General features: G+C 38.1%; 37 protein-coding genes. All 37 read right to left on the bottom strand.

Features of this window, described 5'->3' with window-relative positions:
* Positions 1-11: 11 nt before the first annotated feature.
* The 37 genes from AC2S94_RS07540 to rpsG all read right to left on the bottom strand — a co-directional run bounded on the left by AC2S94_RS07540 (position 12) and on the right by rpsG (position 24,806).
* Positions 12-1,295, bottom strand: coding sequence for a citrate synthase (locus AC2S94_RS07540; RefSeq protein ID WP_484630831.1), 1,284 nt, complete (start codon positions 1,293-1,295; stop codon positions 12-14).
* Positions 1,296-1,554: 259 nt separating this feature from the next.
* Complete coding sequence (locus tag AC2S94_RS07535; protein WP_484630830.1) at positions 1,555-3,099, bottom strand: glycogen synthase; 1,545 nt, start codon at positions 3,097-3,099, stop codon at positions 1,555-1,557.
* 155 nt (positions 3,100-3,254) lie between these two features.
* Positions 3,255-4,544 carry a phosphopyruvate hydratase gene (gene eno, locus AC2S94_RS07530; protein ID WP_484630829.1) on the bottom strand — a complete coding sequence of 430 codons (1,290 nt, stop codon included), beginning with the start codon at positions 4,542-4,544 and terminating at the stop codon, positions 3,255-3,257.
* Between the two features lie 230 nt (positions 4,545-4,774).
* Positions 4,775-5,299 (bottom strand): hypothetical protein, encoded by a 525-nt coding sequence (locus AC2S94_RS07525; RefSeq protein ID WP_484630828.1) that lies wholly within the window; start codon positions 5,297-5,299, stop codon positions 4,775-4,777.
* A 112-nt stretch (positions 5,300-5,411) separates the two neighbouring features.
* Entirely contained in the window at positions 5,412-6,626 is a 1,215-nt protein-coding gene (locus AC2S94_RS07520; RefSeq protein ID WP_484630827.1) for a hypothetical protein, read from the bottom strand.
* A gap of 134 nt (positions 6,627-6,760) precedes the next feature.
* Positions 6,761-7,873 (bottom strand): glutamine-hydrolyzing carbamoyl-phosphate synthase small subunit, encoded by a 1,113-nt coding sequence (gene carA / locus AC2S94_RS07515; RefSeq protein ID WP_484630826.1) that lies wholly within the window; start codon positions 7,871-7,873, stop codon positions 6,761-6,763.
* A gap of 115 nt (positions 7,874-7,988) precedes the next feature.
* Positions 7,989-8,531, bottom strand: a complete 543-nt coding sequence (rplQ, locus tag AC2S94_RS07510; RefSeq protein ID WP_484630825.1) for a 50S ribosomal protein L17 — start codon at positions 8,529-8,531, stop codon at positions 7,989-7,991.
* 97 nt (positions 8,532-8,628) lie between these two features.
* Positions 8,629-9,621, bottom strand: coding sequence for a DNA-directed RNA polymerase subunit alpha (locus AC2S94_RS07505; protein ID WP_156274123.1), 993 nt, complete (start codon positions 9,619-9,621; stop codon positions 8,629-8,631).
* 22 nt (positions 9,622-9,643) lie between these two features.
* The gene (gene rpsD, locus AC2S94_RS07500; protein WP_484630824.1) at positions 9,644-10,249 is read right to left on the bottom strand and encodes a 30S ribosomal protein S4; all 606 of its coding nucleotides are present in this window, start codon (positions 10,247-10,249) and stop codon (positions 9,644-9,646) included.
* Between the two features lie 83 nt (positions 10,250-10,332).
* Positions 10,333-10,734 carry a 30S ribosomal protein S11 gene (gene rpsK, locus AC2S94_RS07495; protein WP_300434111.1) on the bottom strand — a complete coding sequence of 134 codons (402 nt, stop codon included), beginning with the start codon at positions 10,732-10,734 and terminating at the stop codon, positions 10,333-10,335.
* Between the two features lie 8 nt (positions 10,735-10,742).
* On the bottom strand, positions 10,743-11,117 hold the full coding sequence (gene rpsM / locus AC2S94_RS07490; RefSeq protein WP_309562618.1) for a 30S ribosomal protein S13: 375 nt from the start codon (positions 11,115-11,117) through the stop codon (positions 10,743-10,745).
* Between the two features lie 2 nt (positions 11,118-11,119).
* Complete coding sequence (ykgO, locus tag AC2S94_RS07485; RefSeq protein ID WP_010519235.1) at positions 11,120-11,236, bottom strand: type B 50S ribosomal protein L36; 117 nt, start codon at positions 11,234-11,236, stop codon at positions 11,120-11,122.
* 116 nt (positions 11,237-11,352) lie between these two features.
* On the bottom strand, positions 11,353-11,568 hold the full coding sequence (gene infA, locus AC2S94_RS07480; protein ID WP_072553873.1) for a translation initiation factor IF-1: 216 nt from the start codon (positions 11,566-11,568) through the stop codon (positions 11,353-11,355).
* 2 nt (positions 11,569-11,570) lie between these two features.
* Positions 11,571-12,908 carry a preprotein translocase subunit SecY gene (secY, locus tag AC2S94_RS07475; protein WP_484630823.1) on the bottom strand — a complete coding sequence of 446 codons (1,338 nt, stop codon included), beginning with the start codon at positions 12,906-12,908 and terminating at the stop codon, positions 11,571-11,573.
* Between the two features lie 11 nt (positions 12,909-12,919).
* Positions 12,920-13,372 (bottom strand): 50S ribosomal protein L15, encoded by a 453-nt coding sequence (rplO, locus tag AC2S94_RS07470; RefSeq protein ID WP_011710677.1) that lies wholly within the window; start codon positions 13,370-13,372, stop codon positions 12,920-12,922.
* 9 nt (positions 13,373-13,381) lie between these two features.
* Positions 13,382-13,564 (bottom strand): 50S ribosomal protein L30, encoded by a 183-nt coding sequence (rpmD, locus tag AC2S94_RS07465; RefSeq protein ID WP_208012724.1) that lies wholly within the window; start codon positions 13,562-13,564, stop codon positions 13,382-13,384.
* A gap of 13 nt (positions 13,565-13,577) precedes the next feature.
* Positions 13,578-14,102, bottom strand: a complete 525-nt coding sequence (gene rpsE, locus AC2S94_RS07460; RefSeq protein WP_011710679.1) for a 30S ribosomal protein S5 — start codon at positions 14,100-14,102, stop codon at positions 13,578-13,580.
* A gap of 5 nt (positions 14,103-14,107) precedes the next feature.
* Complete coding sequence (rplR, locus tag AC2S94_RS07455) at positions 14,108-14,464, bottom strand: 50S ribosomal protein L18 (RefSeq protein ID WP_156274135.1); 357 nt, start codon at positions 14,462-14,464, stop codon at positions 14,108-14,110.
* 12 nt (positions 14,465-14,476) lie between these two features.
* The gene (gene rplF / locus AC2S94_RS07450; protein ID WP_484630822.1) at positions 14,477-15,019 is read right to left on the bottom strand and encodes a 50S ribosomal protein L6; all 543 of its coding nucleotides are present in this window, start codon (positions 15,017-15,019) and stop codon (positions 14,477-14,479) included.
* Between the two features lie 19 nt (positions 15,020-15,038).
* Positions 15,039-15,437 carry a 30S ribosomal protein S8 gene (gene rpsH, locus AC2S94_RS07445; RefSeq protein WP_484630821.1) on the bottom strand — a complete coding sequence of 133 codons (399 nt, stop codon included), beginning with the start codon at positions 15,435-15,437 and terminating at the stop codon, positions 15,039-15,041.
* A 59-nt stretch (positions 15,438-15,496) separates the two neighbouring features.
* Positions 15,497-15,766, bottom strand: a complete 270-nt coding sequence (gene rpsN / locus AC2S94_RS07440) for a 30S ribosomal protein S14 (RefSeq protein ID WP_240095282.1) — start codon at positions 15,764-15,766, stop codon at positions 15,497-15,499.
* Between the two features lie 2 nt (positions 15,767-15,768).
* The gene (rplE, locus tag AC2S94_RS07435) at positions 15,769-16,320 is read right to left on the bottom strand and encodes a 50S ribosomal protein L5 (RefSeq protein ID WP_309562613.1); all 552 of its coding nucleotides are present in this window, start codon (positions 16,318-16,320) and stop codon (positions 15,769-15,771) included.
* Positions 16,321-16,322: 2 nt separating this feature from the next.
* Positions 16,323-16,634, bottom strand: coding sequence for a 50S ribosomal protein L24 (gene rplX, locus AC2S94_RS07430; protein ID WP_484630820.1), 312 nt, complete (start codon positions 16,632-16,634; stop codon positions 16,323-16,325).
* Between the two features lie 12 nt (positions 16,635-16,646).
* Entirely contained in the window at positions 16,647-17,015 is a 369-nt protein-coding gene (gene rplN, locus AC2S94_RS07425; protein ID WP_026933550.1) for a 50S ribosomal protein L14, read from the bottom strand.
* Positions 17,016-17,017: 2 nt separating this feature from the next.
* Entirely contained in the window at positions 17,018-17,275 is a 258-nt protein-coding gene (rpsQ, locus tag AC2S94_RS07420) for a 30S ribosomal protein S17 (protein WP_011710687.1), read from the bottom strand.
* A gap of 18 nt (positions 17,276-17,293) precedes the next feature.
* Positions 17,294-17,485: a 50S ribosomal protein L29 gene (gene rpmC / locus AC2S94_RS07415; protein ID WP_011710688.1), complete on the bottom strand. Its 192-nt coding sequence runs from the start codon at positions 17,483-17,485 to the stop codon at positions 17,294-17,296.
* A gap of 10 nt (positions 17,486-17,495) precedes the next feature.
* On the bottom strand, positions 17,496-17,915 hold the full coding sequence (rplP, locus tag AC2S94_RS07410; RefSeq protein WP_309562612.1) for a 50S ribosomal protein L16: 420 nt from the start codon (positions 17,913-17,915) through the stop codon (positions 17,496-17,498).
* Positions 17,916-17,935: 20 nt separating this feature from the next.
* A complete protein-coding gene (gene rpsC / locus AC2S94_RS07405) occupies positions 17,936-18,655 on the bottom strand; it encodes a 30S ribosomal protein S3 (RefSeq protein WP_083643381.1) in 720 nt (239 codons plus the stop codon).
* Between the two features lie 8 nt (positions 18,656-18,663).
* A complete protein-coding gene (rplV, locus tag AC2S94_RS07400) occupies positions 18,664-19,071 on the bottom strand; it encodes a 50S ribosomal protein L22 (RefSeq protein WP_300434116.1) in 408 nt (135 codons plus the stop codon).
* Between the two features lie 8 nt (positions 19,072-19,079).
* On the bottom strand, positions 19,080-19,358 hold the full coding sequence (rpsS, locus tag AC2S94_RS07395; RefSeq protein ID WP_011710692.1) for a 30S ribosomal protein S19: 279 nt from the start codon (positions 19,356-19,358) through the stop codon (positions 19,080-19,082).
* Positions 19,359-19,364: 6 nt separating this feature from the next.
* Positions 19,365-20,201: a 50S ribosomal protein L2 gene (gene rplB, locus AC2S94_RS07390; RefSeq protein WP_484630819.1), complete on the bottom strand. Its 837-nt coding sequence runs from the start codon at positions 20,199-20,201 to the stop codon at positions 19,365-19,367.
* A gap of 9 nt (positions 20,202-20,210) precedes the next feature.
* The gene (rplW, locus tag AC2S94_RS07385; RefSeq protein ID WP_300434119.1) at positions 20,211-20,501 is read right to left on the bottom strand and encodes a 50S ribosomal protein L23; all 291 of its coding nucleotides are present in this window, start codon (positions 20,499-20,501) and stop codon (positions 20,211-20,213) included.
* A 9-nt stretch (positions 20,502-20,510) separates the two neighbouring features.
* Positions 20,511-21,137: a 50S ribosomal protein L4 gene (gene rplD / locus AC2S94_RS07380; protein ID WP_484630818.1), complete on the bottom strand. Its 627-nt coding sequence runs from the start codon at positions 21,135-21,137 to the stop codon at positions 20,511-20,513.
* Complete coding sequence (gene rplC / locus AC2S94_RS07375; protein ID WP_484630817.1) at positions 21,137-21,748, bottom strand: 50S ribosomal protein L3; 612 nt, start codon at positions 21,746-21,748, stop codon at positions 21,137-21,139. Before rplC ends, rplD begins: the two co-directional genes overlap by 1 nt.
* Positions 21,749-21,895: 147 nt before the next feature.
* Positions 21,896-22,201 (bottom strand): 30S ribosomal protein S10, encoded by a 306-nt coding sequence (rpsJ, locus tag AC2S94_RS07370; protein ID WP_010519396.1) that lies wholly within the window; start codon positions 22,199-22,201, stop codon positions 21,896-21,898.
* Between the two features lie 10 nt (positions 22,202-22,211).
* Entirely contained in the window at positions 22,212-24,323 is a 2,112-nt protein-coding gene (gene fusA / locus AC2S94_RS07365; RefSeq protein WP_484630816.1) for an elongation factor G, read from the bottom strand.
* A gap of 6 nt (positions 24,324-24,329) precedes the next feature.
* The gene (gene rpsG / locus AC2S94_RS07360) at positions 24,330-24,806 is read right to left on the bottom strand and encodes a 30S ribosomal protein S7 (RefSeq protein ID WP_108172297.1); all 477 of its coding nucleotides are present in this window, start codon (positions 24,804-24,806) and stop codon (positions 24,330-24,332) included.
* Positions 24,807-24,825: the final 19 nt, after the last annotated feature.

The following is a 24,825-nucleotide window of genomic DNA, read 5'->3' as shown; positions in this document are numbered from 1 at the left end:
AAATTTGAAAATTATCTGCTACCAAGTGGTTTAAAATCTCTGTGATTTTCACCTACGTAAATCTGACGTGGACGACCAATTGGTTCTTTTTTCAATCTCATTTCTCTCCATTGTGCGATCCATCCTGGAAGTCTACCTAATGCAAACATCACAGTAAACATTTCCACCGGAATTCCTAGTGCACGGTAGATAATTCCTGAATAGAAATCTACGTTTGGATATAATTTTCTTTTTACGAAATAATCGTCTTCAAGAGCTTCTTTTTCCAATCCTTTAGCAATATCAAGTACTGGATCTTCAACTCCTAATTGACCAAGAACCTCATCTGCAGATTTCTTGATGATCTTGGCACGAGGGTCGAAATTCTTGTAAACACGGTGTCCGAATCCCATCAAACGGAAAGGATCTTCCTTATCTTTCGCTTTCTGCATGAATTTATGGGTATCTCCACCATCAGCTTTAATCCCTTCAAGCATTTCAATAACTGCCTGGTTTGCTCCACCGTGAAGTGGTCCCCAAAGTGCAGAAATACCAGCAGAAAGAGATGCGAAAAGTCCGGCATGAGAAGAACCAACCATTCTTACCGTTGAAGTAGAACAATTTTGTTCGTGATCTGCATGTAGGATCAGTAATTTATCCAAAGCATCGATCACTGCTTTATCTACGCTATATGTTTTGTTAGGCTTCTCGAACATCATCTTATGAAGATTCTCTACATAGCCAAGAGACTCATCTCCATAATTTAGAGGAAGACTATTTTTCTTTCTAAGCGTCCATGCGGCAAGCACAGGAAATTTACCCAAGATCTTAACGATCGCTTTGTACATGTCCTCTTCAGACTGAACATCTACTGAAGATGGATTAAATGCGATTAGAGCACTAGTAAGCGATGAGAGAACGCCCATTGGGTGAGCAGATTTAGGGAATCCATCAAGGATCTTTTTCATCTCCTCATCTACATGAGATTGCTCTTTTATATCGTTTGTAAATTTCTCAAGCTGATCTTTGTTTGGTAATTCTCCAAAGATCAATAGGTAAGCTACTTCAAGAAAATCAGCTTTTTCAGCAAGATCTTCAATCGCATAACCACGATATCTTAAGATTCCTTTCTCACCGTCCAAAAAAGTGATCGCACTCTCGCAGCTTCCAGTATTCTTAAATCCAGGATCAAGAGTAATAAGCCCCGCTTCTCCACGTAGCTTTTTAATATCGATCCCTATTTCATCTTCTGTTCCCACAGTAACGGGAAACTCATATTTCTTTCCGTCAAATTCGAGTGTCGCTGTTTTAGACATAGTATATATAGTTCTTTAGATTAATTTTTAAGGATTGCTAAATTACGAAATTTAGTGTTAAAATAATTTTAAGCTTAGTAACGAAATTTCACAAATACCTTGATTTTATTCAGTTTTCGTGAATTTTAACTATAGGTAACCAAAAACTTAGGTCAGTTTTAATAAGATTGGCTTGAATATCGAAAAAATATCGCTTTCAATATTAAGTTTCTATGGGGTGATAAGCTGTAACATTAAAATATTTTCAATTGCAATTGGATCATGAAATCTTATATAGCTTTTCGTAATATTCATCTACAGATTTCTCCCAGGTAAATCGTTGTTTTTTTGCATTCGCACAAATCTTTTTCCATCCTTTTTTATCATTGAAAAACAGATCTACGGCTTCTGAAAATACCTCGACGAAATTCTCCACTTTTTCTTCAGTAGTATTCCCATCAAAACTGAAACCGGTTTTTCCGTGAATCACTGTATCCTTTAGTCCACCGGTATGATGAACCAGGCATGGCTGACCATTTCTCATGGCGAGCATCTGGCTTATTCCACAGGGTTCAAAAAGACTTGGCATCAGATATAAATCAGAATCCTGATATAACATGTCAATGATACTATCTGACTGCGCATTAATAAAAATGAAATTCTTGTATTTGTAGCTTGCTTCTCTAAAAAGCACCTCATATTCTGGCGCACCCGTTCCTAGCAAAATATAAATCCCATTAACACTGGCCAGTTTCTCCATCAATCCGGAAAGCAACTCAGGATTATCCTTAAAGAAAAAGAATTTCTGTTCCGTTAACCTCGCGACACTGGAACATATAAAATCCGGCTTCTTCTCCTGCCAACGTGTGATCTTTTCTCCTGTGTGCGCAAGATAATGCGCTTTATAATCCTTGTTTTCCTCCTGTAGCCATCTGAACAATCTTCTTACGCATTGCCTAAGCAAAATACCTCTTTCAACTACCTCAATATTGGCATAATTCGCACCATTCAAAATTCCGAATAACCTGTTTTCCTTATCCGCTTTCTTTAGATCTTCCTCCAAACCCTCGCCACCGATAAAATGTGGCGGATCGCTGGGCTTCTGAATATCTTCCTTATAAGATGGCGAAACTGTGTGAACAGCATCAGAAAGCCTGATTCCAACTGCCATCAAATTGATACAATCCTGGTATCGCCTATCCAGCAATACTTCCCGATCATATTCGATATCCGGAAAAAATGCATCTACAGAAGAATAATTATTACTGAAAGGCCTGATTCCCTGTATTGCCAGGTTATGAATAGAATACACAAAACGGATATCCTTTAATATTTCAAATCTAGGATTGAATTTTCTTAGAAACAAAAGCATACTGGTATGCCAGTCGTGCAAATGAATTATATCCAGCCTCTGAAATACATTTTCCCTGATTGCAGCTGCAACTCCGGTACAAAAAAGTGCAAATACATTAGCATCTGTAAAAAATGGCTGATCCGGATCATTGAAATAAATATGGGCTATATCACCAGCTTTGATATCCGGATGATGCAATACGTAATGTTTGATTCCCGGAATATCCTTTTTACCCTGAACTTCATAGATTTCGGCATTGTGCGGCACACCTCGAAATACAAAGTTGATATCTGTTAATTTGGTGGCTTCAGAATTATGCAACCGTGAATATGCTGGAGTGATCACATGAACAGTATCGCCTTTTGCGGCTATTTGCCTTGGAACATCACGAACAACATCGCCCATCCCTCCAGCTTTACAGCGTGGGATGCCATCATTTTCCGCAGCAACGAATAGAAAATTGGTACTCAATGTAGTGGTTGGTTAATTGCCTGAAGTTACTAATTAAGCGACAGCTCTCATAGTTTCGACAATTAAATGATTGTTAATATAACATACAAATAAATAGCAGATAAACAAAAAAGCCCCTTCTTTCGAAGAGGCTTTATAAATTTTTAGGTTTCAGATTATTTAATTTTGAAGGCCTTGTCCTGTGGATAGTAAGCTACATGCCCAAGCTCTTCCTCAATTCTTAACAATTGATTGTACTTAGCCATACGATCACTACGTGAAGCAGAACCGGTTTTGATCTGACCCGTATTTAAGGCCACAGCAAGATCGGCAATAGTATTATCTTCAGTTTCACCTGAACGGTGAGACATTACTGAAGTATACCCGGCATTATGTGCCATGTTTACCGCAGCAATAGTTTCAGTTAAAGTACCAATCTGGTTTACTTTGATAAGGATTGAGTTGGCGATATTTTCTTTGATCCCTCTACCAAGACGTTCTACATTGGTTACGAATAAATCATCACCTACCAACTGCACTTTGTCTCCAATCTTATCTGTAACGGCTTTCCAACCTTCCCAGTCATTCTCATCCATTCCATCTTCAATTGAGATAATTGGATATTTAGAGGCCAGTTCTGCAAGGTATTCTGCCTGCTCTTCACTGGTTCTTACTTTTCCTTTATCTCCTTCAAATTTGGTGTAATCATATTTGCCATCTACGAAAAATTCTGCGGCAGCACAATCTAGTGCGATCATCACATCTTTTCCAGGAGTATATCCTGCTTTTTCAATAGATTTTAGAATAGTATCTAAAGCATCTTCAGTTCCATCCAGGGTTGGAGCAAAACCACCTTCATCTCCAACGGCAGTACTCAAACCACGATCATGAAGCACTTTCTTAAGATTATGGAAAATCTCGGTTCCAATCTTTAAAGCATGAGAAAAACTTTCAGCCATTACTGGCATGATCATAAATTCCTGAAATGCGATTGGCGCATCACTGTGAGAACCTCCATTAATAATGTTCATCATAGGCACAGGAAGCGTATTTGCGCTTACTCCACCAACATATCTGTATAGAGGCATATTTAATTCATTTGCCGCTGCTTTGGCAACTGCAAGAGAAACACCTAAAATTGCATTAGCTCCAAGTTTTGATTTATTCGGAGTACCATCAAGATCTCTCATGGTCTGGTCAATCAGATTTTGTTCAAATACGGAATAACCCAGTAGTTTCTCAGCAATCTGTCCGTTTACATTTTCTACGGCTTTTTTTACTCCTTTTCCCATAAAATCTTCACCTCCGTCACGAAGCTCTACTGCTTCATGTTCTCCTGTTGAAGCTCCGGAAGGAACAGCTGCGCGTCCCATGATTCCGTTTTCTGTATAAACATCTACTTCTACTGTAGGGTTCCCTCTTGAATCGAATATCTGTCGTGCGTGAATATCTAAAATAGCGCTCATTTTCTTTTAATATTAGTTAGTTGAACAATCTGCAAGATACAAATAGGAGCACAAAAAATCGACTGATAGCATTAGTTTTAAAGCATTTATAACATTAAAGCAAACTAAAACGTTTTCGATTTGAGAAGTTTTTAGAGTTCTGACAAAAACAGCACACGATAAATACGAAATCTTCGGAAAAGAATCCACAAAATTTGCAGATCCGTAAGATAATTAAGCGATTTGGACTTTTATTGAGCCACTAACCAACCTAGCTGAAGACCAAAAAGCGGCGTTAAATAAGTGTCTCCACCATCATTAAATCCCATTCCCAGACCAAGGTTAAGATTTAATTTAAAACCACTATTATAAACTCGTTGCAATCCCCAGGTTGGACCGACAAATCCGCCATAATCATTACTATATTTTAAATCACCAATAATTGGATCTCCACCAGTTATCGAACCTACCACTGCAATATAGTTACCGCTATTTTCAGAAGTTTTTTTATCCTTGTCTGCGCGTTTATTGAAGTTGTAGTAATATCGATATTGCACTTCCCCACCGGGATAAATTCCGAAAGCCTCACCACTGTAGGAAGATTTGTGGTAAGCGAAGCCAATTCCCGCATTCAGATCTATGGTTGAGTTGTCTGAAACTGCCAGTTCGTATTCAGCAGAAGGAACCAGAAAGTTCAAGGAAAACTGGCTGTTAGTGGTTTGTTGTGAAAAGCCTGTATACCCCAGAAATAATAAAACGAATAATAATTTCTTCATATATATGTAAGATTAACTTTCTAAAAATACACTTATAAATATCTTCCTCAAATTTATTTTACACCTAAGAGTAATAAAAAAAGCCGGAAGAGAACTTCCGGCTTTTAATTCTTTAAAATAATTTGTAACCCAATTTAAGATTCAGACTACTATAATTGCTTTGCCAGTCAAGATCATAATTGCCTTGAAGAAAACTTTCACCATTTACTGATCTACCTTCGTAATTTAACCCTACATAAAATTTATTATTCCAATCTAATCCTACTCCTAATCTATATCCAATACCTAAATCAAGATCTTCAAGAATTGGATCTACCGTCCTTCCAGTATTAGCAAACAAAATTTCAGAATTAACAGGCAAATCCAATGTAGGCCCACCGTTTAAAAAAAGATCTAATTTCTCATTTAAAAACAGATAATGTTTTAGGCCAAAAAACACATTCAGGGAATTATATTTCACCATTAAATTTGCATCGTATTGAAGTGCCTCAATAAAAATTTCTTCTTCAAAAGACCTGTAAAATATGTCTGCAACCATAGACCACTTATATTCATTGAAAGCAAAATTATATTCTAAGCTAGCCCCTAATCCATATTCAATTCCAGTTAATTTTTGACCATCGGTTATTAATCCTCTTTCTATATTCATTTGAGCAAATCCAATCCCAATTATTGGAGATATAAATATTTTAGGAGATTTATATTCAATATACGTAGTTGAATCAGCGTTTAAGCAAGCATTATATTCCGTGAAATAATCCACTAAATCACTTCTCCTATATTCTATATATTGAATGGGCTGATTTATTTCTTTACATGAAAGATCATTTACCAATTGCTGACGAAATCTGAAATTTTCAGATATTTTATTGTTTACAATGTATTTCTTATAAATAAGGGGATAAATGGAATCTTTCTTATCCCTGTAGAAAAAAAGTGTCTTCAACTTACCAGCATGTTCCAAAAGATCTACCTCTCCATCTAAAAGAATCCTCAGGAAAATTTTTCTATTCTCGAAATTCGGACTACGCTTGTTATCCAATTGATCAGTTTCAAAAGAGGAATTTTCAAATTGAACCTCTTTGCTGATAAAATAAAATTCTCCCACTTTCACTTCCTGTGCCTTTGAGGCATCAAGAAATTTAATTTCAGAATTTTCGTTGTTTTTAAATAAAAATTGATCAGGATTGTAGATCCAATCCATATCTTTTATCAATCCATTGATCTTGTTTCCCGACTGATCTACGTAATAACCCTTTTTAAAATCTATTTGGCCAAAAACACCAGTAGAGAAAAAAATTAAGGCAAAAAATAAAATTTGTTTCATTAAAAATCTGTTAAAATTAAAAGCGGTAAACATAGAACTTAAAATCAAAAAACAAAAATTTTAATAGGCTTAAACGTTAATACAAAAGCCGGAAGAAATCTTCCGGCTTTTGTATTATTTTCTTCGTAAAAATATTATGCTTTTACAGACTTGATTCTTTCAATGAATTCATCAAAAAGATAGCTGGCGTCATGCGGTCCTGGACTTGCTTCCGGATGATATTGTACCGAAAAAGTATTTTTACTCTTCATAACCAATCCACCAACCGTACCATCGTTTAGACAAATATGGGTGATTTCAACGTCTGGATGAGATTCAGTCTGGTCTTTATCTACAGAGAATCCGTGGTTTTGCGAAGTGATCTCCCCTTTTCCTGTAATCATATTCTTCACCGGGTGATTGATCCCTCTGTGACCATGATGCATTTTATAGGTCTCGATTCCATTAGCTATAGCAATGATCTGGTGCCCTAGACATATTCCGAACAAAGGATGATCTTTCTCAATGATAGTCTTGGTCACATTGATGGCGCTTTCAAGTGGTTGTGGATCTCCAGGCCCATTAGAAAGAAAATATCCGTCAGGATTCCACTCTTTCATTTCTTCATAAGTAGCATCGTAAGGAAAAACTTTTACATAAGCATCTCTCTTCGAAAGATTGCGAAGAATATTGGTTTTGATTCCCACATCCAACGCTGCGATCTTATAAGTTGCATTTTCGTTTCCGTAGAAATATGGTTCTTTTGTAGAAACCTTCGAAGCCAGTTCCAGACCATTCATATCTGGCACTTCCGATAATTGCTTTTTCAGTTCATCAATATTAGCAACATCTGTAGAAATTATCGCATTCATGGCTCCATTTTCACGAATATAGGTTACCAAAGCACGGGTATCCACATCTGAAATGGCAAAAATATTGTTATCATCAAGGAACTGCTCTAGCGACTTGTCTGAAGCTGGCCTGGACTCTACGTAACTAAAGTTCTTGCAAATAAGTCCCGCGATCTTTACACTATCAGATTCATTCTCATTTTCGTTGGTACCATAATTTCCAATATGTGCATTGGTAGTCACCATTAATTGACCGTAATAGGAAGGATCTGTAAATATCTCCTGGTAACCGGTCATTCCCGTATTGAAACAAACTTCTCCAACGGCGCTCCCTTCTTTATTACCCACAGATTTCCCGTAAAAAATAGTTCCGTCTTCCAGTAAAATGATCGCCTTTCTTTTAGCCTGGTATTTCATAGTTGTGTTTGTGTTGCTGTTGTGGCAAATTTAATAATTTATAGCTAGGGTATAAAAAAAGGATAAACTCTTAAAGCTTATCCTTTTAAAATTTAGATTGTAAAAAGAATCATTTCTATTCCTCTTTTTTATCGTCTTTTTTTTCAGCCTTAGCTTCTTCAGCTTTCGGCTCTTCTTTCTTAGTTTCCTTTGCAGAAGCTTCTTTTGGCTGCGCTGTAGAAGCAGTATCATCAGATTTCTTCTTACCAGCACGACGAGTAGATTTTTTCTTCTTCGGCTTCTCACCAACATTGTAAGTTTCGTTGAAGTCTACAAGTTCTACAAGTGCCATTTCAGCGGCATCACCTAGTCGACTACCTAGTTTAATAACTCTGGTATATCCACCTGGACGATCTCCAACCTTAGGAGCAACTTCACGAAAAAGTTCGCTTACAGCTTCCTTGCTTCTTAACTTACTAAATACGATACGTCTGTTATGAGTAGTATCCTCTTTAGATTTTGTTACTAACGGCTCAACAAATACTTTAAGAGCTTTCGCTTTTGCAACTGTAGTGTTAATACGTTTGTGTTCAATTAGGGAACAAGCCATATTCGCAAGCATTGCCTTACGATGAGCTGTTTTTCTACCTAAATGATTTCCTTTTTTTCCGTGTCTCATGACATTTTTTGTTTCATCATCTTGCTACGACCCGTTTTGGGGAGCAAATTATGACGGGATTTATATTATTTGACTATTTGTCTGAATAATTTCAGAACTAGTCTTTATCTAATTTATATTTTGAAAGGTCCATTCCAAAGTTTAAACCTTTGTTGCTTACAAGTTCTTCAAGTTCAGTAAGTGATTTTTTACCGAAGTTTCTGAATTTCATAAGATCATTCTTATTGTAAGATACAAGGTCTCCTAAAGTATCAACCTCTGCAGCTTTCAAACAGTTTAGAGCTCTTACTGACAGATCAAGATCTACCAACTTCGTTTTAAGAAGTTGTCTCATATGAAGAGATTCTTCATCATAAGTTTCAGTTTGAGCGATCTCATCAGCTTCTAAAGTGATTCTCTCATCAGAGAATAACATGAAGTGGTGAATAAGAGTTTTAGCCGCTTCAGTTAGCGCATCTTTTGGATGAATTGAACCGTCACTGATAATTTCAAATACCAGTTTTTCATAGTCAGTCTTCTGCTCTACACGGTAGTTTTCGATGCTATATTTTACATTCTTTATAGGAGTGTAAATAGAGTCAGTGAAAATAGTACCAAGAGGAGCATTGGCTTTCTTGTTTTCTTCCGCCGGAACATAACCTCTACCTTTCTCGATAGTAACCTCCATGTTCAAGCTAACTTTCTTATCCATGTGACAGATCACCTGGTCTGGATTAAGAATCTGGAATCCTGAAATGAATTTCTGGAAGTGACCGGCAGTTAACTGCTCTTCTCCGGATACTGAAATCGTAACCGATTCGTTATCGATCTCATCGATTTGCCTCTTAAATCTGATCTGTTTCAGGTTAAGAATAATTTCGGTTACATCTTCCACTACACCTGCGATGGTAGAGAATTCGTGATCTACACCTTCAATTCTAACTGAAGTGATCGCGAAACCTTCCAAAGAAGATAAAAGCACTCGTCTTAAAGCGTTACCAACGGTTAATCCATAACCAGGCTCCAAAGGGCGAAATTCAAATTTCCCTTCGAAATCTGTTGAATCAATCATTATAACTTTATCGGGCTTCTGAAAATTTAGTATTGCCATATTTCGACTTCTGTGTGAATTATTATTTCGAATATAATTCGACTATAAATTGCTCGTTAATGTTTTCAGGAATCTGAACTCTTCCAGGAACAGATACGAAAGTACCTTCTTTCTTCTCTGAGTTCCATGAAATCCATTCGTAAACACTGCTGTTATTTGATAATGATTCCTGAATCACAGCAAGTGATTTAGATTTTTCTCTTACTCCAACAACATCACCAGCTTTAAGGTGGTAAGAAGGAATATTTACAAGTTCTCCGTTTACAGTAATATGACGGTGACCAACTAATTGACGGGCAGCTCTTCTTGAAGGAGCAACACCCATACGGTACACCACGTTATCTAAACGAGACTCACAAAGTTGAAGAAGTACCTCACCAGTAATTCCCTGGGCACGGGTTGCTTTTTCGAACATGTTGCGGAATTGACGCTCAAGAATACCATAGGTATACTTAGCTTTTTGCTTCTCCATTAACTGGATAGCATATTCTGATTTCTTTCCACGACGACGGTTGTTACCGTGCTGTCCTGGAGGATAATTTCTTTTTTCGAAAGATTTGTCGTCTCCAAAAATAGCTTCACCGAATTTACGGGCTATTTTAGTTTTTGGACCTGTATATCTTGCCATTACTATTATAGTTTTAGAAAGGGATTATGAATTAAGGCATAAGTCCTTCGATAATCTAATTCCTCTCCTATTAATTAAATTTATTAAACTCTACGTCTCTTAGGTGGACGACAACCATTGTGTGGAAGCGGAGTAATATCGATGATCTCAGTCACTTCTATTCCATTGTTATGGATAGATCTGATTGCTGATTCTCTACCGTTTCCAGGACCTTTTACATAAACCTTTACTTTACGCATACCAGCTTCATGTGCAACTTTCGATGCATCTTCAGCAGCTAACTGCGCAGCGTAAGGAGTATTTTTCTTAGATCCTCTAAAGCCCATCTTACCTGCAGACGACCATGCTACAACATCTCCCTTTTTATTGGTAAGGGAAATAATGATGTTGTTGAAAGAAGCAGTTACGTGTGCTTCACCGTTGGATTCAACGATTACTTTACGTTTCTTCTGAGTTTTAGCTTTTGGATTTGCTTTCTTTGCCATACTACTTACTATTTAGTTGCCTTTTTCTTGTTAGCAACTGTTTTTCTTCTTCCTTTTCTGGTTCTGGAGTTGTTCTTAGTTCTTTGGCCTCTTAAAGGAAGACCCGCTCTATGGCGAATTCCTCTATAACAACCAATGTCCATAAGACGCTTAATACTCATCTGAACCTCAGTACGTAATTCTCCTTCGATTGTAAATTGACCAACAGCCTCACGGATCTTACCGATCTCATCATCGTCCCAATCTGAAACTTTCTTGTTCTCGTCTACTTTAGCCTGTGCAAGTATCTCCTGAGCCCTGCTTTTGCCAATTCCGAAGATATAGGTCAATGCTATAACTCCTCGCTTTTGTTTAGGTATATCTACCCCTGCAATTCTTGCCATAATTAGCCTTGTCTTTGTTTAAATCTAGGATTCTTTTTGTTAATTACGTAAAGGCGCCCTTTTCTGCGTACAATCTTGCAGTCGGCACTTCTCTTTTTTATTGATGCTCTAACTTTCATCTTATCTCTTTTTTATTCACCGGCAGAGTTTTAACCCATTCGATGAAATTTTAGCCGTCATAAATTTTTCAGAGTGCAAAAGTATAAAAAATTTATAAAAGGCTGAAAATTACTTTTTAGTATCTGTAAGTTATTCGAGCCTTAGTTAAATCATAAGGACTCATTTCCAGTTTTACCTTATCGCCAGGAAGTAATTTTATATAGTGCATACGCATTTTCCCGGAGATGTGGGCAGTCACTACGTGACCATTCTCCAATTCTACACGAAACATCGCATTAGACAATGCTTCAATGATAGTTCCGTCTTGTTCAATTGGTGGTTGTTTTGCCATAATTAAGCTACTGCTTTTCTGTTTTTACCTGTTTTCATTAATCCGTCATAGTGTCTATTCAGCAAGTAAGAATTCACTTGTTGCATAGTATCTATCGCAACTCCAACCATAATTAACAGCGAGGTACCTCCGAAAAATAACGCCCAGTTCTGTTGTACACCCAACAGTTGAACAACTATTGCAGGGAACACCGCAATAAGAGCCAGGAATATAGATCCTGGAAGGGTTATTTGAGACATAATACGATCTAGATATTCAGAAGTTTCACTTCCAGGACGAATCCCAGGAATAAATCCACCGCTTCTCTTAAGATCGTCAGCCATTTTATTTGTTGGAACTGTGATCGCAGTATAGAAATATGTAAATACAATGATCAATAATGCGAACACAAGATTATACCAAAATCCGAAAATATTCTGAAATGCTGCAGTTACACCCTGAGCAGCGTCTGAGTCTGAAAGACCCGCAACAGCTACAGGAATGAACATAATCGCCTGTGCGAAAATGATAGGCATAACTCCTGATGCATTCAGCTTTAACGGAATATATTGTCTTGATCCGAAAACATTCTTTTCATATCCACCTGAGGCAGATCTTCTGGCATACTGAACCGGTATTTGACGAACCGCCATAACCAGCATAACTGATGCCATGATAATTGCAAACCAGATAACTAATTCGATCAGAATCATTACCAGACCACCATTCGATTCAAATACTCTTGAAGCGAATTCCTGGATAAAGGCAAGTGGTAAAGTGGCAATAATACCAACCATAATCAATAATGAAATACCGTTACCAATACCTTTATCTGTGATCTTCTCACCAAGCCACATCGCGAAGATGGTACCTGTAGTAAGAATGATTACCGATGAAACCACGAAAGTAAGGTTATCTCCTAATAGGAAAGCCTCACCAGGTAGAGTAGCAAAAAGGTTATAAATATAACCAGGTCCCTGTACCAGGGTAATTGCGATCGTTAACCATCTAGTGATCTGATTTATCTTCTTACGCCCGCTTTCTCCTTCTTTCTGAAGTTTCTGTAGATAAGGAATTGCAATCCCCATCAATTGCACCACAATAGAAGCAGAGATATAAGGCATAATTCCCAATGCGAAGACAGAGGCGTTAGAAAACGCACCTCCTGTAAAAGCATTAAGAAGCCCTAGCAAACCACCATCTGTTTGTGTAGCCAGATTAGAAAGCTGAGCGGCATCAATTCCGGGAAGCACTACCTGCGCCCCGAAACGATATACCAAAAGCAAACCGAGGGTAACTAAAATTCTATTTTTTAGCTCCTCGATTTTCCAAATATTTTTAATCGTATTGATGAATTTCATTTGATTATCTATTATAAAGTAACAACTTCACCTCCGGCAGCTTCAATAGCTTCTTTCGCTGAGGCCGTAAATTTATGAACAGATATTTTCAACTTAGCCTTTAATTCACCTCTACCTAATATCTTAACAAGCTCGTTTCTTCCGGCAAGACCGTTTTCAACTAGCACGTCCATATCTACCGTATCCTTAATTCTTCCTTCGTCTACCAGATTTTGTAATGTATCAAGGTTGATTCCCTGGTATACTTTACGGTTTCTGTTAGTGAATCCAAATTTAGGAACACGTCTTTGAAGTGGCATCTGCCCACCTTCAAAACCAATCTTTTTAGAATAACCAGAACGTGACTTGGCACCTTTGTGACCTCTGGTAGCGGTTCCACCTTTACCAGATCCTTCACCACGACCAATACGCTTGCTATTTTTTCTAACTGAACCTTCTGCAGGTTTTAAGTTACTTAAATCCATGAGAGATTATTATTTTGTTTCTTCAACAGAAACTAAGTGTTTAACTTTATTTACCATACCAAGGATGTTTGGCGTATCGTCATGCTCAACCGTCTGCCCAATTCTTTTAAGTCCTAATGACTCAAGAACAAGCTTTTGATTCTTCGTGCGGTTGATTGCACTTTTTACTTTTGTGACTTTTATCTTTCCCATCTTATTCCTTGATTTATCCTTTAAAAACCTTTTCCAATGAAACACCTCTCTGTTTCGCAACAGTTTCGGCACTTCTTAACTGAAGTAAGGCATCAAAAGTAGCTTTAACAACGTTATGAGGGTTTGAAGATCCCTGGTTCTTAGAAAGTACATCATGTACCCCTACAGATTCCAATACCGCACGAATTGCACCACCAGCAATAATACCAGTACCGGCAGCAGCTGGAAGCAACATTACTCTTGCTCCACCATACTTACCTTTTTGTTCGTGAGGTAAAGTTCCTTTATGTAAAGGAATGCGTACCAGATTTTTCTTAGCGTCTTCTACCGCTTTAGAGATAGCGTCTGCAACTTCCTTAGATTTTCCAAGTCCTTGCCCAACAACACCATTCTCATCTCCAACTACAACAATAGCAGAGAATCCAAATGCTCTACCACCTTTTGTAACCTTAGTAACACGTTGTACTCCAACCAAACGATCTTTTAATTCAAGACCTCCTGGTTTTACATGTTCTACGTTTTTATAATCTTGATACATATTTTCTAGAATTTTAGTCCTCCTTCGCGAGCACCTTCTGCTAATGATTTAACTCTACCGTGATATAAATAACCACCTCTATCGAAAGAAATAGTATCTATTCCGGCCTTTTTCGCTTTCTCTGCGATGGCTTTTCCAACCATTACAGCCTGCTCTTTTCTATCTGCAGAAGCAGAAGCGATCTCTTTATCTCTTGAAGAAGCTGATGCTAAAGTCTTACCTTCTACGTCGTCGATAATCTGAGCATAAATTTCTCTATTGCTTCTAAAAACAGATAATCTTGGACGGCTTTCAGTTCCAACGATATCCTTACGGATACGTTTTCTGATTTTATTTCTTCTATCTTGTTTTGACACTGCCATAACTAAACTTTATTAAGCTGATTTACCTGCTTTTCTTCTCAATTGCTCTCCTACAAACTTGATACCTTTTCCTTTGTAAGGTTCAGGTGCTCTGAATGAACGGATCTTTGCCGCAACTTGTCCAACAAGTTGTTTATCATGAGAAGTAAGCTTCACGATAGGATTCTTACCTTTTTCTGAGACAGTCTCCACTTTTACTTCGGGAGCCAAATCTATCACAATATTATGAGAATAACCAACGGCAAGATCAAGCTTGTTTCCCTGGTTGCTAGCTCTATAACCAACACCTACAAGTTCAAGTTCTTTAGTGTAACCATTAGTAACACCTTCAATCATATTGTTTACCAAAGCACGGTAAAGACCGTGTTTTGCTTTCTGATCACTTTTTTCTGAAGATCGCTCAAAAGTAATTACATTATCTTCGATTTTTACATCGATGTCACTAATTTCCTGTTTAAGCTCTCCCAATTTTCCTTTTACCGTTACAACACCATCTTTGTGCTCTACTGTCACTCCTTCTGGGATTGTAACCGGGCTTTTACCTATTCTTGACATTTCTTTAGTCTTTTAAGTATTAGTATACGTAACATAAAACTTCGCCACCAACTTTGTTCGCTTTGGCTTGTTTTCCAGTCATCACACCGTGAGAAGTAGAAACAATAGCGATACCAAGACCGTTAAGGATTCTTGGGATTTCAGTTGAACCAGCGTACTTACGTAAACCAGGTTTACTTATTCTTTGAATTTTCTTAATCACCGGCTCTTTAGTGATTTTATCATACTTAAGAGCGATCTTGATAGTACCTTGAGCGGTATTATCTTCGAATTTGTAACTAAGAATATATCCTTGATCGAATAATATCTTTGTGATCTCTTTTTTAACATTAGAAGCAGGAATTTCCACTACTCTGTGGTTTGCTGCATTTGCATTCCTGATTCTTGTTAAGTAATCTGCAATAGGATCTGTATTCATTTAACTTTATTTGCGGATGTGGTTTTCAATATTTATGAACCTTCATCCAATTTATAATTTTACCAGCTTGCTTTCTTTACTCCTGGGATAAGACCTTGATTAGCCATTTCTCTGAACATTACACGAGAAAGACCAAATTGTCTCATATACCCTTTAGGTCTACCAGTTAATTTACATCTGTTATGTAAACGAACCGGAGAAGAGTTCTTTGGTAACTTCTGTAGCGCTTCCCAATCACCAGCTTCTTTTAAAGCGGCTCTTTTCTCAGCGTACTTCTTTACCAATTTCTGTCTTTTTACCTCACGGGCTTTCATTGATTCTTTAGCCATAATTAATTCTTTTTAAAAGGTAATCCTAGTTCAGTTAACAATGCTTTTGCTTCCTTATCGGTATTTGCAGTTGTAACGAAGGTGATATCCATACCAGCGATTCTGTTCACTGCATCAATATCGATCTCAGGGAAAATGATTTGCTCAGTCACCCCAAGGTTATAATTACCTCTACCATCAAATCCGTTAGATTTGATACCGTTAAAATCACGTACACGCGGTAAAGCGGTAGTAATAAGTCTATCTAAGAATTCATACATTCTGTATCCACGTAAAGTAACTTTTGCACCAATTGGCATTCCTTTACGAAGTTTAAATGATGCAACATCTTTCTTCGAAATAGTAGAAACAGCTTTTTGACCACTGATTGCAGTAAGTTCGTCAAGCGCGTGATCGATAAGTTTCTTATCTGCCACTGCTCCACCAACACCACGGCTAATTACTATTTTCGTAAGTTTTGGCACCTCCATTACATTGGAGTAGCTGAATTCTTCCTTAAGAGTATTCTTTACTCTCTCGTTATATTCCTGTCTAAGTCTTGGTACGTATGCCATAACTATATTACTTCATTAGATTTTTTAGAAAATCTCACTTTCTTCCCATCCTCTTCTTTGTAACCAACTCTGGTTGTCTCACCGTTTTTATCGATAAGCGCCAGGTTAGAAACATGGATAGGAGCTTCCTTCTCTTTAATTCCACCTTGTGGATTTGAAGCACTAGGCTTCTCATGCTTAGAGATCATATTAACCCCTTCCACGATGGCTTTATTCTTTTCACGAAGTACTTTCTGCACTTTACCTTCCTGACCTTTATGATCTCCGGCAATTACACGAACAGTATCTCCTGATTTAATTTTAAGCTTTGTCATTATCTTAATGTATTAAAGCACCTCTGGTGCCAATGATACAATTTTCATGAATTGCTTATCACGAAGTTCACGAGCTACAGGTCCAAATACACGAGTTCCGCGCATTTCACCCTGTGGGCCTAACAATACACATGCATTGTCATCAAAACGGATGTAAGATCCATCTGGTCTACGAACTTCTTTCCTGGTACGAACAACAACTGCTGTTGAAACTGCACCCTTCTTGATATTTCCGTTAGGTGTAGCTTCTTTTACACTGACAACTATTTTGTCTCCAACAGATGCGTATCTTTTCTTTGTACCTCCTAATACACGGATAGCTAAAACTTCCTTAGCTCCGGTATTATCTGCTACTTTTAGTCTGGACTCTTGTTGTACCATGGTTATTTAGCTCTTTCAATTATTTCTACTAGTCTCCAAGTCTTGGATTTACTTAAAGGTCTTGTTTCCATGATCTTTACAGTATCACCTTCGTTGCAGTCGTTATTTTCGTCGTGTGCTACGTATTTTTTCGTTTTCAAAACGAATTTTCCATACATAGGATGTTTTACTTTTTTCACTTCAGAAACCACGATTGATTTCTGCATTTTGTTACTTGTAACAACTCCTACACGCTCTTTTCTTAAGTTTCTTTTTTCCATCTTTCAGCAGAATAACAATTATTGTTGTTCTCTTTTAGTTAACTCTGTAGCAAGTCTCGCCACATCTCTTCTTACAGTTCTTAACTGTATTGGATTCTCCAAAGGCGAAACAGCGTGAGCCATTTTTAAATCTGAATAAGCTTTTCTAGACTTACCAAGCTCTTCTTGCAATTCTGCAACAGACAATTCTTTTACTTCTGATTGTTTCATAATTCCAATATTATTCTTGATAATCTCTAGCTACAACAAATTTAGTTCTCACAGGAAGCTTCTGAGCTGCAAGACGTAATGCCTCTTTAGCTACATCCATTGGTACACCACCAATTTCAAACATGATTCTTCCTGGTTTCACTACAGCTGCCCAATATTCAACGGCACCTTTACCTTTACCCATACGTACTTCAAGAGGTTTCTTTGTAATAGGCTTATCTGGGAAAATTTTGATCCAGATAGATCCTTCTCTTTTCATATAACGAGTAGCGGCAATACGCGCTGCTTCAATCTGGCGTGCAGTAACGAAGCTGGAATCCATAGATTTGATTCCGAAGGTTCCGTTAGAAAGTCTGTGACCTCTTTGAGCCAAGCCTTTCATTCGGCCTTTTTGTTGCTTACGGTATTTTGTTCTTTTAGGTTGTAACATTTTTTCTTTCCTTTAAAAAATTACTTTCTACGACGTGATTTATTTCCACCTCGTCCGGCTCCGGATTTCTTACCTTGATTTTTCGCAAGGCCAACTAGAGGCGAAAGCTCTCTTTTTCCGTACACCTCACCTTTCATGATCCATACTTTAACACCCAATCTACCATAAGTAGTGTGTGCTTCAACTAAAGCATAGTCAATATCAGCCCTAAAAGTAGACAATGGAATTCTACCATCTTTGTATGATTCTGAACGTGCCATTTCAGCACCGTTGAGACGTCCGGAGATCTCAATCTTGATTCCTTCAGCGTTCATTCTCATTGCAGCCGCGATAGCCATCTTTATTGCACGACGGTAAGAGATACGATTCTCAATTTGTCTAGCAACACTTGCTGCAACCAAATGTGCGTCAAGCTCTGGCCTCTTAATCTCAAAGATGTTAATTTGAACTTCCTTGTCGGTAATCTTTTTTAGCTCTTCCTTAAGCTTGTCTACCTCTTGACCACCTTTACCGATAATGATACCAGGTCTGGCAGTAGTGATGGTAACGGTTACAAGCTTAAGCGTGCGCTCGATGATTACACGCGATACACTCGCTTTAGAAAGACGAGCATGGATGTACTTTCTAATCTTATCGTCTTCGGCTAACTTATCGCCGTAGTCATTACCTCCGTACCAGTTGGATTCCCAACCTCTAATGATACCAAGGCGATTTCCGATTGGATTTGTTTTTTGTCCCATACTATCTCTTAGCTTTGTGTATTATTGTTTGCTCCAAGCACTAATGTAACGTGGTTGGATCTCTTTCTAATTCGGTGTGCACGACCCTGTGGAGCTGGACGAAGTCTTTTCAACATACTTCCTCCGTCCACACGAATCTCTTTCACAAATAATTCAGCTTCTTCAAGATTTGCATCTTCATTCTTAGCCTGCCAGTTAGCAATTGCTGAAAGCAACAACTTCTCCAGACGAATAGAAGATTCCTTCTTGCTGAATTTTAAAATATGAAGCGCTTTTTCTACTTTCTCACCTCTTACTAAATCCGCCATAAGACGCATTTTTCTAGGCGAAGTAGGGCAGTTATTTAACTTTGCAAAAGCTACCTGTTTCTTGGCTTCTTTTATTTGCTCTGCTCTTTCTCTTTTACGAACTCCCATAGCTTCAATTATTTTCTACCTTTATTTTTTGCACCAGCGTGTCCTCTGAAAGAACGAGTTGGTGAAAATTCTCCTAGTTTATGACCTACCATGTTCTCAGTTACATAAACAGGAACAAATTGCTTCCCGTTGTGTACTGCAATAGTTTGCCCTACAAAATCTGGAGTAATCATAGAAGCTCTAGACCAGGTTTTGATCACGGCTTTCTTTCCTGACTCAACATTCTGAGCCACTTTTTGTTCCAGTTTGTAATGAACGAAAGGTCCTTTTTTTAATGAACGTGCCATATCTTATTATTTCTTTCTAGTCTTTCTACGTTCTACAATATATCTATTACTCGCTTTAGTTCTTGAGCGGGTCTTGAATCCTTTAGCAGGAAGACCTTTTCTAGAACGTGGGTGACCACCTGAAGCTCTACCTTCACCACCACCCATTGGGTGATCTACAGGGTTCATCGCTACTGGTCTAGTTCTTGGTCTGATACCTAACCATCTGCTTCTACCGGCTTTACCACCGATCATCAACTGATGATCACTGTTAGAAACAGCTCCTATTGTAGCCATACATAAAGCAAGAACTCTACGGATCTCACCAGAAGGCAATTTAATAGTAGCATACTTTCCTTCTCTTGCCAATAATTGAGCAAAAGCACCAGCACTACGCGCCATTACAGCACCTTGTCCAGGTCTTAACTCGATACAAGAAATAACAGTACCAAGAGGAATGTTTGCCAAAGGCATTGCATTCCCAATTTCAGGAGTCGCAGCTTCATTACTTGAAACTAAATTTTGGCCTACCTGAAGCCCATTTTGAGCAATAACATACCTTTTCTCTCCGTCCTGATAGTTCAATAACGCGATAAAGGCCGTTCTGTTTGGATCGTATTCTATACTTGCAACAGTAGCAGGAATCCCCTGCTTGTCACGTTTAAAATCGATAATTCGGTAACGTTTTTTATGACCACCACCTTTGTAGCGCATGGTCATCTTACCCTGACTGTTTCTACCACCTGATTTTTTTATCGGCGCCAATAGGCTTTTCTCCGGCTTATCAGTAGTAATGGCGTCATACCCATTAACTACTCTAAAACGCTGACCAGGTGTAATTGGTTTTAATTTTCTAACTGACATTGTTTAATCTTAAAGATTACTGTATAAATCAATTGTTTCACCTTCCGCCACCTGTACTACTGCTTTTTTGTAAGCATTAGTTTTACCAGTAATCATACCAGATTTTGTGAATTTGGTATTACGATCCGGGCGGACATTCATAGTTCGAACTTTAGTAACAGACACGCCATAAGCAGATTCGATCGCGTCTTTGATCTGAATCTTATTTGCCTTGTTACTTACCACAAAAGTGAAGCGATTATTCATCTCGCTATCTGCGGTAGCTTTTTCTGTAATAACAGGTTTTATCAAGATGCTCATAACGGTTTATTAACTTAATTTCGACTCAATTCCTTCTAAAGAACCTTCTAAAAAAACAATATTCTTAGCATTAAGTATTTTATAAGTACTTAATTCTGAGCTACTTATCACTTCAGAGGTCTTTAAATTGCGCGACGACAAATATACATTTTTATTTGTGTCACCCAACACTATTAGCGATTTTTTACTTTCAATACCCAGAGCCTTAAGAACTTCCATGAAATTCTTTGTCTTTGGAGTATCAAATGAAAAATCTTCCACTACCATAATTGCCTTATCATTTGCTTTGATAGAAAGCGCAGATTTTCTTGCAAGACGCTTAAGGTTTTTATTCAATTTAAAACCGTAATTTCTTGGTCTTGGTCCAAAAACACGTCCACCACCTTTAAAGATAGGAGACTTGATACTACCTGCTCTCGCAGTACCAGTACCTTTTTGTTTCTTGATCTTACGAGTAGAACCCGCGATCTCTGCTCTTTCTTTAGCTTTATGAGTTCCCTGACGCTGGTTAGCCAAGTATTGTTTAACATCTAGATAAACAGCGTGGTCATTAGGCTCTATAGCGAAAACAGCATCAGAAAGCTTTGCTTTTCTGCCTGTTTCTTTTCCTTTTATATCTAAAACTGCTATTTCCATTACTTACTAATGATTACGTATGAGTTTTTAGATCCTGGCACACATCCTTTAACTACTAAAAGATTCTTGTCTGCAACAACCTTTAAAACTCTCAGGTTTTCAACTTTAACTCTTTCACCACCCATTCTACCGGCCATCTTCATTCCTTTGAAAACTCTCGCAGGATAAGATGCTGCACCAATAGAACCAGGAGCTCTTAATCTGTTGTGCTGACCGTGAGTGGCCTGTCCAACTCCTCCAAATCCGTGTCTCTTAACAACACCTTGGAAACCTTTACCTTTAGATGTACCTGCGATATCCACAAATTCACCCTCTTTGAAATGCTCCACGGTAACAGAGTCACCTAATTTGTAATCTTCATTATATCCTCGGAATTCAACGACCTTACGTTTTGCAACGGTTCCTGCTTTTTTAGCGTGCCCTTCAGCCGCTTTACTTACAGTCTTTTTGTCATCGAAACCAAGTTGAAGTGCTTCATACCCGTCAACCTCTTTGGTTCTGACTTGGGTAACCACGCATGGTCCAGCTTCGATTACGGTACAAGGGATATTTTTCCCATTCTCGTCGAAAATGCTGGTCATGCCGATCTTTTTTCCTATTAACCCAGACATATTTAATTAATTATTAATTGTTTACTTATTTAAAAAACTTAAGGCTGAAAAATACATTTCAGCCTTGAATTGTATCTTTCACCGTTTTTCCTTTGCGAAACGCGCCGGACATGTTAACCGCGCACCGTAGTGCGCGGAACTGTTTTATCACACTTTGATCTCTACCTCTACTCCACTTGGAAGTTCAAGCTTCATCAACGCATCAATCGTTTTTGAAGAAGAGCTATAAATATCAAGTAGTCTCTTATAAGAGCTTAACTCGAACTGCTCTCTTGATTTCTTGTTCACGTGAGGTGAACGAAGAACAGTAAAGATTTTTTTGTTCGTTGGTAACGGAATTGGTCCGGTAACAACAGCTCCCGTAGTCTTTACGGTTTTTACGATTTTCTCAGCAGACTTGTCTACCAGGTTATGATCGTAAGATTTTAGTTTTATTCTGATTTTTTGACTCATTTCCTTAAGATTATTCGTTTGCTGCTCCTTTAGCTGCTTTGATCACTTCTTCAGAAATATTAGAAGGAGTTTCAGCATAGTGAGAGAATTCCATAGTTGAAGTAGCTCTACCTGATGAAAGTGTTCTTAATGTAGTTACATAACCGAACATTTCAGAAAGCGGCACTTCAGCTTTGATTACCTTCGCTCCAGATCTGTCTGACATGTTGTTTACCTGACCTCTTCTTCTGTTAAGGTCACCAACGATATCACCCATGTTTTCTTCCGGAGTTACAACTTCTACCTTCATAATTGGCTCAAGGATAACAGCTCCTGCTTTCTTAGCAGCATCTTTATATCCCATTTTAGCAGCCAATTCAAAAGAAAGCTGATCAGAATCCACAGGGTGGAAAGATCCATCCTTAAGAACAACTTTTAAGCTATCCATTGTAAATCCTGCAAGAGGACCATTTTTCATAGCCTCCTGGAATCCTTTCTGTACTGAAGGAACAAATTCTTTAGGAATACGTCCACCTTTAATTTCATCTACGAACTGAAGACCAGTACCTTCGAAATCTTCATCTACAGGTCCCATTTCAAAAATGATATCAGCAAACTTACCACGACCACCAGATTGTTTTTTATAAACTTCTCTATGATCTGCGTTTCTCGTAATAGTTTCTTTGTACTCTACCTGAGGCTCACCAACGTTAACTTCTACCTTGAACTCACGCTTCATACGGTCGATAATAATCTCAAGGTGAAGCTCACCCATACCAGAGATAATTGTTTGACCTGAATTCTCGTCAGTCTTAACAGTAAATGTTGGATCCTCTTCAGCTAATTTACCAAGAGCCATTCCCATTTTCTCAACATCAGCCTTAGTTTTAGGCTCAACTGCGATACCGATTACCGGTGCAGGGAAAGTCATTGATTCAAGAATAATTGGGTGATCTAAATCTGTAAGAGTATCACCTGTTTTAATATCCTTAAACCCAACAGCAGCTCCAATATCTCCAGCCTCGATCTTATCGATAGGCTCTTGTTTGTTAGAGTGCATCTGGTAAATTCTAGAGATACGCTCTTTCTTACCTGAACGTACGTTCAATACGTAAGAACCAGCATCAAGAGTACCTGAATATGTACGGAAGAAGGCTAAACGACCTACGAAAGGATCGGTAGCAATTTTAAATGCAAGCGCAGAGAATGGAGAATCCACATTTGGCTTACGACTTTCTTCTTTCCCAGTTTCAGGGTTAGTACCTTCAATCGCTTCTACATCAACTGGAGAAGGAAGGTAACGCATCACGGCATCAAGCATTGCCTGAACACCTTTATTTTTAAAGGCAGAACCACACATCATAGGGATGATGCTCATATCTATAGTAGCAGCTCTAAGCGCAGCAATGATTTCATCTTCTGTAATAGAGTTCTCATCTTCGAAGAATTTCTCCATTAAAGCTTCATCATATTCTGCAACCGCTTCTACTAATTCTGCACGGTATTTATTTACATCTTCTTCTAATTCAGCAGGAATATCGATAGTTTCATAGGTCATCCCATGATCTTCGTCATTCCAGATAATTGCTTTCTTAGAAATAAGATCAACCACACCTTTAAAGTCGATTTCATCACCGATTGGAACCTGAAGAGGTACCGGGTTACCACCAAGCATTTCTCTTACCTGACGACATACGTTGAAAAAATCTGCTCCCTGACGGTCCATTTTGTTTACGAACCCAAGACGTGGAACTCTATATTTATCAGCTTGTCTCCAAACAGTTTCAGACTGAGGCTCAACCCCGTCTACTGCAGAAAACAATGCTACAACACCATCAAGTACACGTAACGAACGCTCTACCTCTACAGTAAAGTCAACGTGACCAGGTGTATCAATAATATTAACGGTATATTCCTGATCTCTATAAGGCCAGGTACAGTGTGTAGCTGCAGAAGTAATCGTAATACCACGCTCCTGCTCTTGCTCCATCCAGTCCATAGTAGCTGCACCATCATGAACTTCACCAATCTTGTGACTAATACCTGTATAATATAGGATACGCTCAGTAGTTGTGGTTTTACCCGCATCAATATGAGCTGCAATTCCGATATTTCTAGTAAATTTTAAATCTCTTTGTGCCATATTGTTTTAGAATCTAAAGTGAGAGAATGCTTTGTTAGCTTCAGCCATTTTATGAGTATCTACTCTTTTCTTAACAGCAGCTCCTTCTTCTTTCGCAGCAGCAAGAACTTCAGCAGCTAATTTAGCAGCCATAGATTTCTCATTTCTCTTACGTGCGAAGCTAATAAGCCACTTCATAGCAGTAGACACCTTACGGTCTGGTCTTATCTGCATTGGGATTTGAAATGTAGCACCACCAACACGTCTAGATCTCACTTCAACGTGAGGCATAACGTTTGAAAGAGCATCTTTCCATATCTCTAATCCAGATTTCTCTTCGTCTTGTTTCTTTTCTTCTACGATTGCAATTGCATCATAGAAAATTTTAAAGGCAACCGATTTCTTACCATCCCACATCATCATGTTTACAAAACGTGTAACCAGCTGATCGTTAAATTTAGGATCTGGTAAAAGAGGTCGTTTTTTCGCCTGTCTTTTTCTCATTTCTTTACATTAAAAGTTT

The sequence above is a fragment of the Christiangramia pacifica genome (assembly GCF_057221535.1).
This window is presented reverse-complemented; position numbering and strand designations above follow the sequence as displayed.